Annotated in this window: 9 protein-coding genes and 1 pseudogene; 6 read left to right on the top strand and 4 right to left on the bottom strand. The window is 53.8% G+C overall.

Annotated elements, in window-relative coordinates; genetic code table 11:
• Nucleotides 1-98: 98 nt before the first annotated feature.
• Nucleotides 99-1,187 (top strand): IS3 family transposase, encoded by a 1,089-nt coding sequence (locus BF12_RS0112885; protein WP_156941177.1) that lies wholly within the window; start codon nucleotides 99-101, stop codon nucleotides 1,185-1,187.
• A gap of 70 nt (nucleotides 1,188-1,257) precedes the next feature.
• On the opposite strand, the gene BF12_RS0112880 is transcribed toward BF12_RS0112885, so the two are convergent.
• The 4 genes from BF12_RS0112880 to metH form a co-directional block, all read right to left on the bottom strand.
• Complete coding sequence (locus BF12_RS0112880; RefSeq protein ID WP_084488113.1) at nucleotides 1,258-3,681, bottom strand: putative bifunctional diguanylate cyclase/phosphodiesterase; 2,424 nt, start codon at nucleotides 3,679-3,681, stop codon at nucleotides 1,258-1,260.
• Nucleotides 3,678-4,940 (bottom strand): ABC transporter substrate-binding protein, encoded by a 1,263-nt coding sequence (locus BF12_RS0112875; RefSeq protein WP_024952627.1) that lies wholly within the window; start codon nucleotides 4,938-4,940, stop codon nucleotides 3,678-3,680. The genes BF12_RS0112880 and BF12_RS0112875 overlap by 4 nt, the downstream gene beginning before the upstream one ends.
• Before the next feature lie 144 nt (nucleotides 4,941-5,084).
• Nucleotides 5,085-6,413 carry an MATE family efflux transporter gene (locus BF12_RS0112870; RefSeq protein ID WP_024952626.1) on the bottom strand — a complete coding sequence of 443 codons (1,329 nt, stop codon included), beginning with the start codon at nucleotides 6,411-6,413 and terminating at the stop codon, nucleotides 5,085-5,087.
• Nucleotides 6,414-6,731: 318 nt separating this feature from the next.
• Complete coding sequence (gene metH / locus BF12_RS0112865) at nucleotides 6,732-10,439, bottom strand: methionine synthase (protein ID WP_024952625.1); 3,708 nt, start codon at nucleotides 10,437-10,439, stop codon at nucleotides 6,732-6,734.
• Nucleotides 10,440-10,769: 330 nt separating this feature from the next.
• Between metH and nfuA the strand changes: the two genes are divergently transcribed.
• The 5 genes and pseudogenes from nfuA to BF12_RS0112835 all read left to right on the top strand — a co-directional run bounded on the left by nfuA (nucleotide 10,770) and on the right by BF12_RS0112835 (nucleotide 16,363).
• Complete coding sequence (gene nfuA, locus BF12_RS0112860) at nucleotides 10,770-11,360, top strand: Fe-S biogenesis protein NfuA (protein WP_024952624.1); 591 nt, start codon at nucleotides 10,770-10,772, stop codon at nucleotides 11,358-11,360.
• Between the two features lie 285 nt (nucleotides 11,361-11,645).
• The gene (locus tag BF12_RS21235; RefSeq protein WP_024952623.1) at nucleotides 11,646-13,469 is read left to right on the top strand and encodes a sensor domain-containing diguanylate cyclase; all 1,824 of its coding nucleotides are present in this window, start codon (nucleotides 11,646-11,648) and stop codon (nucleotides 13,467-13,469) included.
• A gap of 301 nt (nucleotides 13,470-13,770) precedes the next feature.
• Complete coding sequence (ectA, locus tag BF12_RS0112850; RefSeq protein WP_084488111.1) at nucleotides 13,771-14,328, top strand: diaminobutyrate acetyltransferase; 558 nt, start codon at nucleotides 13,771-13,773, stop codon at nucleotides 14,326-14,328.
• Nucleotides 14,329-14,588: 260 nt separating this feature from the next.
• Nucleotides 14,589-15,850 (top strand): annotated as a pseudogene (gene ectB / locus BF12_RS20060) (diaminobutyrate--2-oxoglutarate transaminase).
• A 120-nt stretch (nucleotides 15,851-15,970) separates the two neighbouring features.
• Nucleotides 15,971-16,363 carry an ectoine synthase gene (locus tag BF12_RS0112835; protein WP_024952621.1) on the top strand — a complete coding sequence of 131 codons (393 nt, stop codon included), beginning with the start codon at nucleotides 15,971-15,973 and terminating at the stop codon, nucleotides 16,361-16,363.
• The last annotated feature ends 60 nt before the right edge of the window (nucleotides 16,364-16,423 follow it).

The raw sequence follows: 16,423 nt of genomic DNA, 5'->3' as shown, positions 1-16,423 counted from the left end.
AAGCGGCTCCGTAAGTTGGAGCGCGAGCTGCACCGCAAGGACAAGGCCCTCGCCGAGACGGCGGCCCTGTTGACCCTGTCAAAAAAAGCCGAGGCGATCTGGGGCACGACCCACGACGAGGACGACTGACCAGCCTCCCGGATCGCCAGCGCATCGTGACCCTGGTGCAAGACGCCCAGCGTGACGGGGCTCGGCTGGCCAAGGCCTGTCAGGTGATGGGCATCAACGTGCGGACCTACTACCGCTGGGTCGCAGAAGGCGAAGTGACGGCGGACCGCCGCCCCGACGCCGATCGCCCGGAACCGGCCAACAAGCTATCTCCCGAGGAGCGAAAAGCGATCGTGGCGTTGTGCAACGCTCCAGAGTACCGAAGCCGCCCTCCGGCCTTCATCGTGGCCGATCAGGCTGACAAGGGCCGCTATCTGGCCTCTGAGTCGACGATATACCGAGTGCTTCATGAATATGATCAGCAACATCACCGGGGCCGACAGCAGGCCCCTCAGCGTAAGCGCCCACCGACCACTCACCAGGCGACGGCGCCGAACCAGCTTTGGTGCTGGGACATTTCGTGGCTGCCCGGTCCCGCGCGCGGCACTTGGTGGTATCTGTACCTGATAATGGACGTCTTCAGCCGCAAGATCGTCGGGCACGAGATCTATGAAACAGAGACTGGCGAGCTGGCCGCTGAGTTGATTCAGAAAACCTGCTGGCGAGAGCGCCTGACAGATCGTCATAAACCCTTGATTCTGCATTCAGATAACGGCAGCCCGATGAAGGCAGCGACCTTCCTGGAAAAGCTCTATGACCTGGGCATCACTCCCTCGTACAGCCGACCGCGAGTCAGCAACGACAATGCCTTCGCCGAGTCGGCCTTCAAGACGCTGAAGTACCGGCCGGGCTTCCCCGTCGACGGGTTCGCCACCCTGGCCGAGGCTCAGGACTGGGTTCAGCAATTTACCGAGTGGTACAACCATGAGCACCGGCACAGCGCCCTTCGCTACGTCACGCCGAGCCAGCGTCATGACGGCGAGGCCAAAGGCATTCTGACGCAGCGCCGAGAGGTCTTCGAGGCCGCGAAGCAGCGTCACCCGGAGCGGTGGTCAGGCGACATCCGGAAACTCGACCTGCCGGAGATAGTGCATCTGAATCCGGAGCGGGATCCGGTACCGCAGGCAGTAGGGCTTTAAAAAGCCAGAACCACTTCATGTGCCAACTATGTTGACAGATTCCGGATACGGAGATTGACCGCTTGTTTTGCTATCCTTTTTGACTGCGTAGCTGGCTAAGGCGAGTGTCTGCAGCAGGGCTAAAGCGTGCTTCAAAGACTTTCTGGGGCATGGGTCGTGCAAAATGATAGCCTTGAAATGCGCGGACACCCATCGCCTGAAATATTTCTGCCTGTCCTCGCTGCTCGATGCCTTCCACGACTATCTGCATTCCCAGAGAGCTGGCCATGTCCACGATCACGCGAGCCAATTTCTTGTCTCTAGGATTGGTTTCCACATTCATGACAAAAGATCGATCAATCTTCAAGGTACCGAAGGGCAACTCATGCAGATAAGACAGGCAGGAAAAGCCTGTACCAAAGTCATCTAGAGACAGGTTGACTCCCAGCTTGCGTATCTCCTTGAGCTGGTATCGAAGACTCTCCTCATTATTGAGCATGAGATTTTCTGTTACCTCGATCACCAGTTTGGTCGGATTTATCGGGTAGCGCTCGAGTAGCGATTCCAGTTGATGAAGAAGCCCATGATCCCGGAACTGGACAACCGAAGCATTCACTGAGAGATAGCGTGTGCTGAAGCCTTGCTTTTGCCACTCACAGAGAATGACTGCAGCCTCTTCCAGCACCCAATTGCCAATTTCGATGATTTGTCCTGTTTTTTCAGCAGCAGGAATAAAGTCATTGGGCGGTATTAAACCAAGCTCGGGATGTTCGAGGCGAATCAAGACCTCAGCACCCAGTAATTCAGGTGCATCAAGATTTGGGCTATTGGCAAGATAGATAGGTTGGAGGTAGAGGGTGAACCATCTCATGGTCAGTGCTTCACGAATCATGTTTTCCTGGAGAAATAATGCTTCTCCATCCTTTTGATTACTGTCGCGAATACAGGCACGATATTGATTGCCGCTGCCATGCTTGATATCGATCATGGTCCTTTCAAGCATTCGCATAAGTCGACTAGGCGTCTGACCTTCGATTTGTGCCTCTAGCCCGGCCATGCTGAGACTTAGATGAATGAGCTCGCCTGATTTTAGTAATGGGGCCGAAAAAGCCTCCTCAATACGTTTCGTCAGTGAGCGTAATTCGTCAATCTCGCAGGTCATGATGAATTCATCGCCCCCGATACGGCCCATCCAGCCCGAATGGCAGCTTTTGAGGCGCTCACCCGTCTCGACCAAGAGACGATCCCCATCGTCAGGACCAAGGTGATGATTGATGCTATGAAAGCGATCGATATTGATCATCAACAAGCTGAAGATGGAATCTGTTGTAATCAATTGCTGGAGATGCTGATTCAAGGCAAGCCGATTGGGAAGACGTGTCAGTGGGTCAATCAGTTCGTGTTCAAGAAGTCGCTGTTGAGTTATCAGTAATTCGGTAATATCTGTCAACAGCAGCATACTGCCATTTTTATCTTTGCTGTTTGACGACGGAATGACGAGTTGAACCTGGCGATCACCATGATACTTACAGTTTAAGTCCATCACTATGTCATTACAGGATTTACCCTTGCGCAGTGACGTTTCAATTCGCAGAGTATCTACTTTATTTTGACTGCTTAATAATTCATGGAAAGGGACGCCTATAAGTTGATGGCGCGTCCATCCGCTTGTCTCAATGAGTAGTTGACTGGCATCTTGAATAATACTCTCCTCGTCAATGACAAGTAATAGTGCGGGTGTGTCACGATAAAAATGCTGATAACGTTGCTCGTTGTCACGTAATTTTTTTAGAATATCAGTAACACGACTTCCGAGTTGATTGAGTTGCAGGATAACACCGTTTATCTCACGTGTACGAGAGAGCTTCATCGGTGAAAAATCACCATCGGAGTTCTCGATCTGATGTAGTCCTTTGACCGCTCGATCGAGCGGCCTCAGTACGTAAGCATGCATTTGCCACAGCAGTAGGAGAGACACACTAGCCACGATGCCGAGTACAATCAGTAATAACCCCAACCCTTCTTCGTTACGTTCATTGAGCAAGGGAGTATAGGTACTATCGATCTCAAGACGCCCCACTGACTGATTGACGAGTGAGTTACTATAAATGAGCATCTGGCTGTGTGTCATCGGGTCGATGGCTGCTATCGGGTCAGTCAGTGACACGAGGAGCTTGCCGCGTGTGTCATAAAGGCGCGTGGCATGGATTGTCGGCTCGGCTTGTAGTGTTGTCAGGTACTTATCTACTACCTCATGATCAAAATTCCAGATAGGGGCGGGTAGTGACAGTGATGCCATCTCGAGCGCCTTGAGATGATTCGTATGTATCTTTTTCTTTTGCTCGTCGATATGCCAGCTCAGTATCAACAGACCAAGCAGAGCACAGACAGAGAATGCTATCGGAACTAATAACCGAATGATGCGCCAGCGTAATCGAGAGCTACTATGCTCGGGAGTTGGCAAGTGGGGTGGGGGGCTCGCTGATGGATTAGGTGACGGGATATCAATGCTCATGGCGTAATCTTCCCGCGTTCCGTTATGGGTAATGCCAGTTTATCGATGGCACTGCTGGTATATTGATTATTGATCATCAGCTCTAGCACATCGAGAGGCTGAAAATGATACTGCCCTTCGTTTGGACGTGTGAAGTATGAAAAATCAACCAGATCCCAATGAGGGTTCTTGAGTGACGGGCCATAAAATTCCACGTTGTTTCTTGTGATTGCCGTCATTGGAAATATTATCTCTCGAGCTGGCATGTCAGTGGAGTCTTCATAGTCGCGTAACATGACCATTGACCAAGCTCCCGCCATGATATGGCCGCCATCAGTCATCAGCATTCGGCCATCCTCTACCATGTTGATGACTTCTGGACTCCAGTTCATGCCAGAGATAAACACATCCTTACCGGGCGTCAAGCCTGATGCAGAGAGTGCATCTATTGCGCCGATTGCCATAGAGTCATTGGCGGCCCAAATAATATGTGGTGCCTCTCCGTTCTGTTTCATCCATGCGAGGTAGTGAGTTGTCAGACGTTGAGCATCTTGCTGATTCCAGCGAGCTTCAAGCACTCGATCCAGTATCAGGTCATCAGCATGTGCAAAAACATCTAGTACTCCTTTATTCATGGCTATAATACCTGAAGTCGTGTTCTCGCCGATCAGTGCTAGCCCGTGATAAACAGGAGTATCGAACTGCTGGCGTGCTGCCAAGAGTAACCCTCGCGCCGTACGACGGGCAGCGCCTTCCATATCGGGTAATAAAGATCCTATCCATGACTGATGAGGAGAGCCTGGAATGCCATATTCTCGTTTTTGCTCATCATCCAGGCCATTGACTATCATAAGTAGCTTTATGGAACTTTTATCAATGGCGGGTAGCAGACTAGCAACAATTTTTGCATCATTGACCACTACCAAATAATCAGGTGGTGTTTTGCGCCGAAGAATATCGTTTATGAGATAAGGGATGGCGGCATGTACGCGGTCGGCATACAACACCTCAAGGCGTATATTCAAATCCTGGGCGGCGGCCTGCATCGTAGCGACAATCATGTCCCAGAAACGCTCACCTTTCAGTCCAGGGTTGATGAAAGTCGCTGAAATTGGCGAGTAGATGGCGTGATTCGATGACTCCCGATTCGAGGTAGTTGCGGCTTCTATCGCCAAGGCACGAGGGAGGGCCGACAGGCACAGGCCCGTTACCAGTATTAGGCAGCACCAGCGCATGGCTGCAGCATGGCGTGCCAATCGCTTGATACATTGCTGATGCATGACGTCACCTTGTAACATAAAATTACAAGTGTGTAGCATACGCGCAATGACTTATGCTGAGAGCTCCTAGCGCTCATGCAAAGATAAACTTTCTGTCAACGAAGCGCTGCGGATAACTGTCTGTATATCCTCGCAAGATCGTAACTATATCTCGATTTGTTGCCATTTCCGCCGTTGCCATATCAGCGCAAAGAGTAAGGAGTTGAGCAGACGATAGCCCAGCTGCACCCACCAGATGACGAGCAGCCCTCCTGCTTCATGAACACCCGCCCACCAGGCCAATGGCAGAAACACTAGCCACTGCAGAGTGAGGGTGGCCAGCATGACGGTGCGATTGGCCCCCGCGCCCAGTAGCGCCTGAGCGAGGACGATGGCCGTGCAATCCACGAATGTCATCACTACCGTCAGCTGAAGCGGGAGATGGCCAAGCGCGATGAGACTCTCGCGATGAAGAAACATACCCAGGATCTGGTCTGTGGCGAGTATTAGCGGCAGCCCGAGCAGTACAAGGCAAGGCAGGGCGATGCGCACGACATCCCAGCCCCAGCGATAGGCTTCTTCCTGCTGGCCACGGCCTAGCGCCTGTCCTACGAGGCTCATGGCTGATAGTCCCAGCCCTACGCCAGGCAGTATCAATAACAGCGATAGATTGACCAATACGTGGCCGACGGCAACGCTGGCAGCATCAATTTGACCTAAAATCCAGAACAGCACGGCATAACCGGCAGCAAACCACAGTTGCTGGAAGGAATGAGGGGTTGCTAACTTCAAGGTGGCCAGATGGGTGGCCATCTTGGGCCATGTTTGAAGTACACCATGGCCCTTGTCGTGCTTGAGGGTGGCTTTTAGCCATAATCCGAGTCCGACAAATTGCGATACAGTTGTGCCAGCGCCAGCACCGTCAGCCCCCATCTGTGGCAGACCCAGTAATCCATAGATGAGCAGGATGCTGGCCACGACATTGACTAGCTGAATGATCAGCATGATGCGCAGATAGATGCCGGTACTTTGGATGCCGTTCCAATAGCCTCGAAAGCAGAAGGCCATCGCAATCGGTAATAATCCGATGACTCGCCATTGGAAATATGTAGTACCAGTGTCACGGACTTCGGGCTGATCATTGATGAGCCCCAGTAACTCATATGACCAGTGATAGCAGATAGCGCTCAGTGGTAAACCTATTACAAGCGCAATGATGAGCCCTGCATTCAGTCCTTCGCCGCACCGTGTGTGGGCATCTTCACCAAGTCGTCGAGACGTCTGGGCTTGCACGCCTGAAGACAGGCCAAACAGCATTGCCGTCACCATGAACATGGCATAGCCGCCGATGCCGACTCCTGCGAGTGCGGTTTCGCCGAGATTACCGACCAGTGCCGCATCAATCAGATTGAGTAAGCTCTGGGAGAGCATGCCACCAATAATCGGCAGTGCCAGCGTAAGAATTCTGATGCTGCGTGCACGATCAGGCAGCATGAGTCGCTCCGTAGAGGGTGGGTAGGCGGCAGGATGAACGGGCATGAAAAGGGCGCAGTAATGACGGCAGCACAGGCGACTCACGACAGCAGAAGAAAGCGGACATGATAGCGTGCTCGGCACTGGGAAAATACGCTATGTGTCTGTACCGCAAGCGGGGAGGGTAAGGCCGTCCTCGAGTGGGCCATTAAGCAGACATGGTGGAGACGTAGTGTCGACCCAATGCAACAATGCCCCACGCCATCAAGGTGTGGGGCATTGTTGCGTATTACGGCAGGGAAGCTGTGTCGTTAGTACAGCATTCACACACTGATGGCATTACCTCGCGTCGGGATCGTAACTCAGCACCGGTGACAGCCAACGCTCCATCTCGCTCATCTCCATGGCTTTGCGTGTCGCCAGCGACTGAACTTGATCACGAGTGATCTTGCCAGTCGAGAAGTACTTGGACTCCGGATGCGCGAAGTACCATCCCGACACAGCGGCTGCAGGCCACATCGCAAAGTTGTCGGTCAGTATCATGCCGGCATTGGTATCAGGCTCAAGCATGCGGAACAGCGTGGCTTTCTCGGTGTGATCCGGGCAAGCTGGATAGCCTGGCGCCGGACGAATTCCACGGTACTTCTCCGCGATCATCGCCTCGTTATCCAATGATTCATCGGCATCGTAGCCCCAGAACTCCTTGCGTACCCGCTCGTGGAGGCGCTCTGCAAACGCCTCGGCAAGGCGGTCCGCCAGCGCCTTGACCATGATGGCGCTATAGTCGTCGCCTGCGTCTTCGTATTGCTTGGCCAGCTCATCCGCGCCATGCCCCGTCGTCACGGCAAAAACCCCAATCCAGTCTGGCTTGCCGCTTGCCTTGGGGGCAATGAAGTCCGCGAGGCTATAGCAGATACCATCACGATTCTTGGTCATCTGTTGACGGATATGGTGCAGGTGTTCGATCACCTTTGTGCGTGACTCATCGGTATAGACTTCCAGCGTATCGTCATCAATGCCGTTGACCGGCCAGAAACCGATGACGCCGCGTGCGGTCAGCACTTTCTCATCGACCAGCTTGCGCAGCATCACCTTGGCGTCAGCAAACAGCGCGCGCGCCGCCTCGCCGACCACGGCATCCTCGAGAATCTTCGGATACTTGCCCGCCAGCTGCCAGCTCATGAAGAACGGCGTCCAATCGATACACTCGATCAACTCATCAAGGTTGTAGTGATCGAAGACCTTGAGCCCTGTGAAGCTGGGTGCCGGTGGTGTGTATTGCTCCCAGTCAGGCTGGAAGCGACGCTTGCGTGCTTCGGGATAATCGAGATCCGCTGCCTTGGGCCGGCGCTTGGCATTGCGCTCACGCACCTTCTCATACTCGGCGCGAATCTCGGCCGCGTAGGCGGGCTTGAGGTCGTCGGAGAGTAATCGAGACGCCACGCCCACTGCACGTGAGGCATCGGTGACATAGATGACAGGATGATCATACTGTGGCTCGATCTTGACGGCAGTATGTGCCTTGGAGGTCGTTGCGCCCCCGATCAGCAGCGGCAACTCAAAGCCGCGGCGCTTCATTTCCTTGGCCACATTGACCATTTCATCCAACGACGGTGTGATCAGGCCTGAAAGGCCAATGATGTCAGCCTTCTCGTCGATGGCAGTCTGCAGAATCTTCTCAGCCGGCACCATGACGCCCAGATCAATCACCTCGTAGTTGTTGCACTGAAGCACCACGCCAACGATGTTCTTGCCGATGTCATGCACATCGCCCTTGACCGTGGCCATCACGATTTTGCCCTTAGCCTCGACCTTGCCATTTTTCTCCGCTTCGATGTAGGGAATGAGATGAGCCACGGCCTGTTTCATCACACGGGCTGATTTCACGACCTGCGGTAGGAACATCTTGCCAGCGCCGAACAGGTCGCCGACTACGTTCATGCCATCCATCAACGGACCTTCGATGACCTCGATGGGGCGCGCCGCTTGAATGCGTGCTTCTTCAGTGTCTTCGATGATGTGAACCGTCACGCCCTTGACCAGCGCGTGCTCAATTCGCTTGTTGACCAGCCAGCTGCGCCACTCGAGATCTTCCTTCTTCTCGGCAGTGCTGCCATCCCCCTTGTACTTGTCGGCGATGTCGAGCAGACGCTCGGTACTGTCATCGCGACGATTGAGCACGACATCAAGAACGGCTTCACGCAGTTCTTCCGGCAAGTCGTCATAAAGCGCCAGCTGACCGGCATTGACGATGCCCATGCTCATGCCCGCCTGGATGGCGTGGTAGAGGAAGGCAGAGTGAATGGCTTCACGGACAGGGTTGTTGCCACGGAACGAGAACGAGACGTTGGAAACGCCACCGGAGATCATCGCGTGAGGCAGATTCTCGTGAATCCATCGCGTCGCTTCGATGAAATCGACGCCGTAGTTGTTGTGCTCCTCGATCCCCGTCCCGATGGCAAAGATGTTGGGGTCAAAGATGATGTCTTCTGCCGGGAAGCCGATATCATCGACCAGCAAGCGATAGGCACGCTCGCAGATCTCGATCTTGCGCTGGTAGGTGTCCGCCTGGCCCACATCGTCAAAGGCCATTACGACGACGGCAGCGCCATGACGGCGGCAGACCTGTGCCTGATGCCGAAAGCTTTCCTCTCCTTCCTTGAGCGAGATGGAGTTGACGACCGCCTTACCCTGGATGCACTTCAAGCCCGCTTCGATGATGTCCCACTTCGAGGAGTCGACCATGATCGGCACGCGCGAGATGTCCGGTTCTGAAGCAATCATGTTCAGAAAGCGCACCATGGCTTCCTTGGACTCGAGCATACCCTCGTCCATGTTGACGTCGATGATCTGCGCGCCGTTCTCGACCTGTTCCAGTGCAACTTCCAGCGCTGTGGTGTAATCCTCTTCCTTGACCAGACGGCGGAAACGCGCAGAACCAGTGACGTTGGTCCGCTCCCCTACATTGACGAACAGGGAGTCTGCCGTGATGTTGAACGGCTCAAGCCCCGACAGGCGGCAAGCTCGGGCGATCTCGGGCACCTTGCGGGGCGCGCATTGATCCACCACGCGCTTGATCGCGCGGATATGTTCCGGCGTGGAGCCACAGCAGCCACCGATGATGTTGAGCAGACCATCCGCGGCGAAGGTACCAATGATCTCGGCCATCTCGTCGGGGGTCTGGTCGTACTCGCCGAATTCGTTAGGGAGGCCAGCGTTAGGGTGAGCGGAAACAAAGGTATCCGCCTTATCCGACAGCTCGCGCAAATAAGGGCGTAACTCTTCTGCGCCAAGCGCACAGTTGAGTCCAACGCTCAGCGGGCGTGCATGACGTACCGAGTTCCAGAAGGCTTCGGTAGTTTGGCCCGAAAGCGTACGGCCAGAGGCGTCCGTGATCGTACCTGAGATCATCACCGGCAGACGCGGGTAGCCTTCGTCAAATAATTCTTCAAGCGCGTAGATAGCGGCTTTGGCATTCAGCGTGTCAAAGATGGTCTCGATCAGGATCAGATCCGAGCCACCTTCGAATAGAGCCAACGCCGCTTCGCGATAATTATCACGCAACGTATCAAAGGTCACATTGCGCTTGGAGGGGTCGTTGACGTCCGGCGAGATGGAGCAGGTACGGCTGGTTGGGCCAAGCACACCCGCAACGAAGCGCGCGATACCCGTCTCTGCAGCGACATCATCGGCAGCCTTGCGTGCCAGGCGTGCTGACACGAGGTTGATCTCGTAGACCAGTGCTTCCATGCCGTAGTCTGACTGTGACAACTGGGTGGCATTGAAGGTGTTGGTCTCGACGATGTCGGCGCCGGCTTCAAAATAGGCACGGTGAATGGCTGCGACAATATCGGGGCGTGTCAGTGCTAGCAGGTCATTGTTGCCCTTGATGTCGCTGGGCCAATCGGCAAAGCGCTCGCCGCGAAAGTCGCCTTCCTCGAGGCCATAGCTCTGCAGCATGGTGCCCATACCGCCATCAAGGATGAGAATGCGTTCAGTTAATGCCTGTTCAAGCGCAGGGAGCAGGGGGGCTAAGGCTTTCGCCATGACAGTCTCCAGCAGATAAGGCGTGTCGCGTTGTGTCCTATAGGGTTGCGTGAGACGGGACTCTACGCTGCTACAGGCGCGAACTCATGATTATAATGGCCGGTGGCAAGGAATAACTCCTTCGGCACGGTGGTCGTATCCTACCAGACTACCGATGCTGCGCCATGCTCCGGCGAGCGCTCTACCTCTTGAAACATGAGGAATCCCGTCAGGATTTCTAGCCGGGAGGCGCCAAGATAATCCCGAGTGAATTGCTCAGGATTGCGAGCGCGCTAGCTTTTCCTTAACATGAGGCTATTAGTCACCTGACATCGAGAGAGTCTCTGCGCCATGAGTGAGAGCATCCAGATTACCGATAGCGCCCAAGAGTACTTGGCAGAGCTGCTCGAGAAGCAGAGCGTCGAAGGCATTGGTGTGCGTATTTTCATTACTCAGCCGGGCACGCCCTACGCCGAGACCTGCCTGGCATACTGCCGTCCGGGCGAAGAAGAGCCGACCGATGAGGTGCTGGCACTTCCCAAGCTCAAGGTCTATCTCGACAAGAACAGCATCGCCTTCCTTGAAGAAGCCACTGTCGACTTCAATGCCGATCGAATGGGCGGTCAGCTGACTATCAAGGCACCCAATGCCAAGATGCCCAAGGTCAATGCTGATAGTCCGCTGGAAGATCGTATCAACTACCTTCTTTATAGCGAGATCAACCCAGGGCTTGCAGCCCACGGTGGCGAGATCAAGCTGGTGCAGCTGACCGAAGAGCAAGTGGCAATCTTGCAGTTCGGTGGTGGTTGCCAAGGGTGTTCTGCGGTTGATCTGACCCTCAAGGATGGCGTTGAGAAGACACTGATGGAGCGTATTCCGGAACTGACCGGTGTGCGTGACGTAACAGACCACACTGATACCACCAACGCTTACTACAACTGATTCTTTGTCTAGCGAGCTAGGTTTGATAGTCATGGCTCGCTAGCTCTTCAAGAGTCATAAAGACCCCCGCATTGGCCACTCCATGCGGGGGTCTTTGTCTTTATGGTGTATCAGAACATCCAAGTAACGAGCGGCAGCGTTATTTAGAAGCAGCAAGTACTAGCACCTATACGCATGAGGTATTAGTTTTTCTGGTATCTTGATCAAATATTCTTGCTGTAGGCTCGCTGTGCTGCTGTCTGGAGCCCTATTTCATCGACATCTCAAGCCAAGAGAGCATCACTCATGAAGCTGGCCAATCTTCGTTTTCGTACCATCAATATCATGATCTGCGTGCTATCGGCACTGGCAGGACTGGTGTTATTGACGGTGCTGGCTTTTATTACGCGCAATGTCACCGGGCTTGAGCATGACTGGCAGGAATATCAGCAGGCCCGTTCGGACAAGGCTCGGCTGGAAAGCCAGATCACCAGGTCTCTGGGTTACGGGGGCATGATCCACGATTTCAAGAATTTGATACTTCGTGAGGATGACTCGCTAGTCGCAGAGATTCAGCGCCAGATAGGTGCAACACGCAGCGCCTTGCTGCGGTACCAGAACCTTGGCTTGAGCCAGGAAGAAGAAATGGCCATCACGGGACTGCGTCAAACACTGAGTCGCTATGAAGAGATGGTGACCAAGGTACGTGACATGCAGGCACGGGGGGAAACCGCAGGCACCATCGACAAACAGGTCAAGGTGGACGATTACCTCGCAGTCGGTGGCTTGAATACACTGCGTAAGATTGCTGAAGCTGAAGTACACAATACCGATGATCTTACTGATACGGGGGCAGGCAAGGCACGGCTGACGGCCAATCTACGTCGCAACATGGGTTATGGCGCCATGATTCATCATTTCAAGAATTATGTGCTACGCGGCGACGCCATCTATGGTCAGCAAACCGACCAGGACATCCGGCGGTTGCGCCAGACACTGGCCGATTATCGGGCACTGGGCCTAAATCAGGCAGAGCAACGTGCGATTCGAGATATCGCCGGCGTGGTGCAGTCTTACAGTGATCGACTGGCGATGATTAGTCGACTGCATGCGAGCACATCAGGCATGTCTTCGCGTGCATTGGATGCGCGCGTCAAGATCAATGACACACCGGCATTAGCCGGATTGGAATCACTGGATCATCAAACCACGCGACGTATCAACCACACCTCTACTGCTGTCGGCAAGACCTTGAAGCTACTGTCCTCTCTGGCACCCATTGTCAATGGTTTGGCGTTGGTGATGATTCTCGTGCTGATCAGTATTTCCATGTGGCTCTTTGCTCGCTATGTGTTGTCACCTATCCGTCGTCTCACTAGCACCATGAATACGTTGGCTGAAGATGATGTCAGTGTGGTGATCGATGGGACTCAGCGTCCCAATGAAGTTGGACAGATGGCGCGTGCGCTCCAGAAATTCAAATACAACATCATTGAAAGCAACAACTATAAAAAGCGTATCACTCAGCTCGCCATGCATGACTCTCTCACTGGCTTGCCGAATCGTCAGCACTTCTATGAGCGTATCAATCATTTCCTCAAGGAGGTTGATGAGAGCGGCGGGCAGCTCGCGTGCCTGATGCTCGATATCGACAAGTTCAAGCCCATTAATGATACTCACGGCCACGCTGCGGGTGATGTGGCGCTCAAGGTTATTTCGGAGCGTCTGACGAAGGTTATTCGCAAGAGCGACTTTGTCGCGCGCCTGGGCGGCGATGAATTCGTGGTACTGGTACATAATGCCAATATTCAGGCAAATCTTGGGCGCCATGGAGAATTGGCCCAGCTCGCCCAACGCATCATTGATAGCATTGGCAAGCCGTTCCTCTACGAGGAATACAAGCTGGAAGTCGGGTGCAGTGTCGGCATCGCCATTGCCCCCCAGCATGGCCAGGATCGCGAGCAACTATCTCACAATGCCGATATGGCGCTGTATGCCGCCAAGAATGAGGGCCGTAACTGTGCGGTTCAATTTAGCCGACATGATGAATTAGGTCAGATAGTTGCCACGGCAAAAAAGCGTCGTGAGGCGGTTTCGACAAGCAGCCCTGCATTGAAGCCTCGCAACTAAGCGTGCGTGGCTCCCTCATTAGGATAGAGCGTCTTGCTATCAGGGCTCTCTAGCTTCTCTTTGCTTCATTGCACGGCGCCTCACCGGGGCGCCGTGTGCGTTCCTGCGCACCCAAGACGGCGATGCCACTTCCTGGTCCTGATCCCCCCACTTTTCTGCATGCATCCTGAACGCTCTTTGGATAATCTCCTGTTATCCATGTGCTGCGTGAGAATAACTTATGGTTTGCAAGTTCTATAATCATTTGTTATGGTTTACGGCGAATTCGCCAACTGCGAAACATCAAATGAAAACTATGACAATGACTTCCACGATTCAGGGCTTGGCCCACCATACGCACGATGCCGTGATCAACCGCACCACAAAGCCGTTGTTCATCAGACAGCCAACAACAGATGATGGCTGGGGCATTTATGAGCTGGTAAAGGCATGCCCGCCGCTGGACCTCAATTCAGGGTATTCGTACCTGTTACTCGCGACACAGTTTCGCGATAGCTGTGCGGTTGCAACAGATGAAGAGGGTGAGGTTGTTGGCTTCGTCTCAGGCTATACCCGCAATGATGCCCCCCAGACATTCTTCCTGTGGCAGATTGCCGTAGGTGAGAAGGCTCGTGGCACAGGGTTGGCTCGTCGTTTGATAGAGGCCGTGATGAAACGCCCGGAAATGGCGCATGTGCGTCATCTGGAAACCACCATCACCCCTGATAATGAAGCATCGTGGGCGCTATTCACTCGTCTCTCGGAGCGCTGGCAGGTACCGCTGAACTCACGCGAGTACTTCTCTACCGACCAACTGGGTGGAGAGCATCTGCCAGAGAATCTGGTACGTATCGGGCCGTTTCTTCCGAACGACCTTTAAGTGCCAAGGGCGCTCTTTTCGCGTAGTCACGATGCCTGGGTCAATGTATGAGGGGCATCACGCGAGAAAGCCGCCGATGCGTAGCAGTGACAAGAAGGTTGCTGTACGCCAAGAATGATAGTGATAAGCGTCAGATTTCTTTTCGATACCCATGGGATTTCCCACTCGATGTTCCTGCAGCGTGAAGTATTCTTTGAATAGTGAAGACGCTTCGATGTAGTGGGCGAGTGATGGATATTCCTCACCAGGGAGGTGATAGCATGAACACGCAGATTCTCGAACAGATGGAATCCGAAGTGCGCACTTATTCGCGTTCCTTCCCGACAGTATTCACCAAAGCGCAGAATGCCTACCTATTCACCGAGGATGGCAAGCGTTACATCGATTTTCTCGCCGGTGCTGGTGTGTTGAATTACGGCCACAATCATCCTGTTCTCAAGAAAGCGCTAATCGACTATATCAGCAGTGATGGCATCATCCACGGTCTTGATATGTGGACTGCTGCCAAGCGCGATTTCCTTGAAGCTCTTGATGAAGTCATTCTCAAGCCACGTGGACTGGACTATAAAGTTCACTTCCCGGGGCCGACAGGCACTAACGCCATTGAGGCTGCCATTCGCTTGGCACGCAAGATTTCCGGTCGTCATAACATCGTATCGTTCACCAATGGCTTCCACGGCGTGACCATGGGGGCACTTGCTACCACGGGTAATGCCAAGTTCCGTGATGCCGCTGGTTTGCCGGCACAGGGTGCTCAGTTCGTACCGTTCGATGGTTACATGGGCGAGGGTATCGACACTGTTGCTTACCTGGACAAGCTGCTCAAGGATTCTTCAAGCGGTCTGGATCGTCCGGCAGCAGTACTGGTGGAAACGGTGCAAGGCGAGGGTGGTATCAACCCAGCTCCATCGAATGGCTGCAACGTCTCGATGCATTGTGCAGAGAACACAAGATCCTGCTGATCATCGATGATATCCAAGCAGGCTGTGGGCGTACCGGTAAGTTCTTTAGTTTCGAGCACGCCAATATCGTGCCCGACATGGTGTGTAACTCCAAGTCACTGTCCGCCTCTGGTGTGCCGTTTGCGATGGTACTGATGCGCCCTGAGCTCGATCAGTGGAAACCGAGTCAGTACAACGGCACCTTCCGTGGTCACGCACTGGCCTTCGTGACGGGCGCCGCTGCACTGCGCCACTTCTGGAGTGATGACAAGTTTGAGCGTGATATTTTGCGCAAGGGCCGTATTGTCGAAGAGCGCTTCCAGAAGATTGCCGCCAAGGCACGTGAAAACGGCTTCGAAGCTCACGAGAAAGGTCGTGGCCTGATGCGTGGTATCGATGTGCGCAGTGGCGAGCTGGCTGATGCCATTACCAGCCGTTGCTTCGAGCAGGGCTTGATCATCGAGACCAGTGGTCACTCAGGTCAGGTCGTCAAATGTCTGTGCCCGCTGACCATTCGTGATGAAGACCTGCTGGAAGCGCTCGACATCATCGAAGAAAATGCGGCTGCCGTTCTTAAGTAACAAGCCGTGTCTTCAGTCCAAGTAAGGCAGGACGTTCGCGCACCTTCTGGTTATCGTGGTGCCATCCTGCGTGTCGCCTAGTCAGCTGCCGGTTATTGGCAGCATACAAAGGAGAACTACATGATCGTTCGTAATCTCGAAGAATCTCGTAAGACAGAGCGTCTGGTGAAAGCTGAAAATGGCAACTGGGACAGCACGCGCCTGTTGTTGGACGAAGATGGTGGAAAATGTTCCTTCCACATTACGCGTATCTTCGAAGGTACCGAGACTCATATCCACTATAAGCATCACTATGAAGTGGTGTATTGCATGGAAGGTGAGGGCGAGGTAGAAACCCTCTCTGATGGCAAAATCTGGCCAATCAAGCCGGGCGATGTTTATATTCTAGACAAGCACGACGATCACTTGCTGCGCGCTACCAAGACCATGCATCTGGCCTGTGTCTTCACGCCAGGTCTTACCGGCAAGGAAAACCATCGCGAAGATGGCTCCTACGCTCCTGCCGAAGCCTGATAGATCGCGATAGGCTAGTGTTGGATGTTGCAATGTTAGAAGTTTAGTTCCACATGACGC

The organism is Cobetia crustatorum, from assembly GCF_000591415.1.
Lineage (GTDB): Bacteria > Pseudomonadota > Gammaproteobacteria > Pseudomonadales > Halomonadaceae > Cobetia > Cobetia crustatorum.
This window is presented reverse-complemented; position numbering and strand designations above follow the sequence as displayed.

What these genes read in the sequence shown, in the direction of transcription:
- metH (WP_024952625.1), bottom strand. Translation starts at nt 10,439, where the DNA reads ATGGCGAAAGCCTTAGCCCCCCTGCTCCCTGCGCTTGAACAGGCATTA.
- nfuA (WP_024952624.1), top strand. Translation starts at nt 10,770, where the DNA reads ATGAGTGAGAGCATCCAGATTACCGATAGCGCCCAAGAGTACTTGGCA.
- BF12_RS0112880 (WP_084488113.1), bottom strand. Translation starts at nt 3,681, where the DNA reads ATGAGCATTGATATCCCGTCACCTAATCCATCAGCGAGCCCCCCACCC.
- BF12_RS21235 (WP_024952623.1), top strand. Translation starts at nt 11,646, where the DNA reads ATGAAGCTGGCCAATCTTCGTTTTCGTACCATCAATATCATGATCTGC.
- ectA (WP_084488111.1), top strand. Translation starts at nt 13,771, where the DNA reads ATGACTTCCACGATTCAGGGCTTGGCCCACCATACGCACGATGCCGTG.
- BF12_RS0112870 (WP_024952626.1), bottom strand. Translation starts at nt 6,413, where the DNA reads ATGCTGCCTGATCGTGCACGCAGCATCAGAATTCTTACGCTGGCACTG.
- BF12_RS0112875 (WP_024952627.1), bottom strand. Translation starts at nt 4,940, where the DNA reads ATGCATCAGCAATGTATCAAGCGATTGGCACGCCATGCTGCAGCCATG.
- BF12_RS0112835 (WP_024952621.1), top strand. Translation starts at nt 15,971, where the DNA reads ATGATCGTTCGTAATCTCGAAGAATCTCGTAAGACAGAGCGTCTGGTG.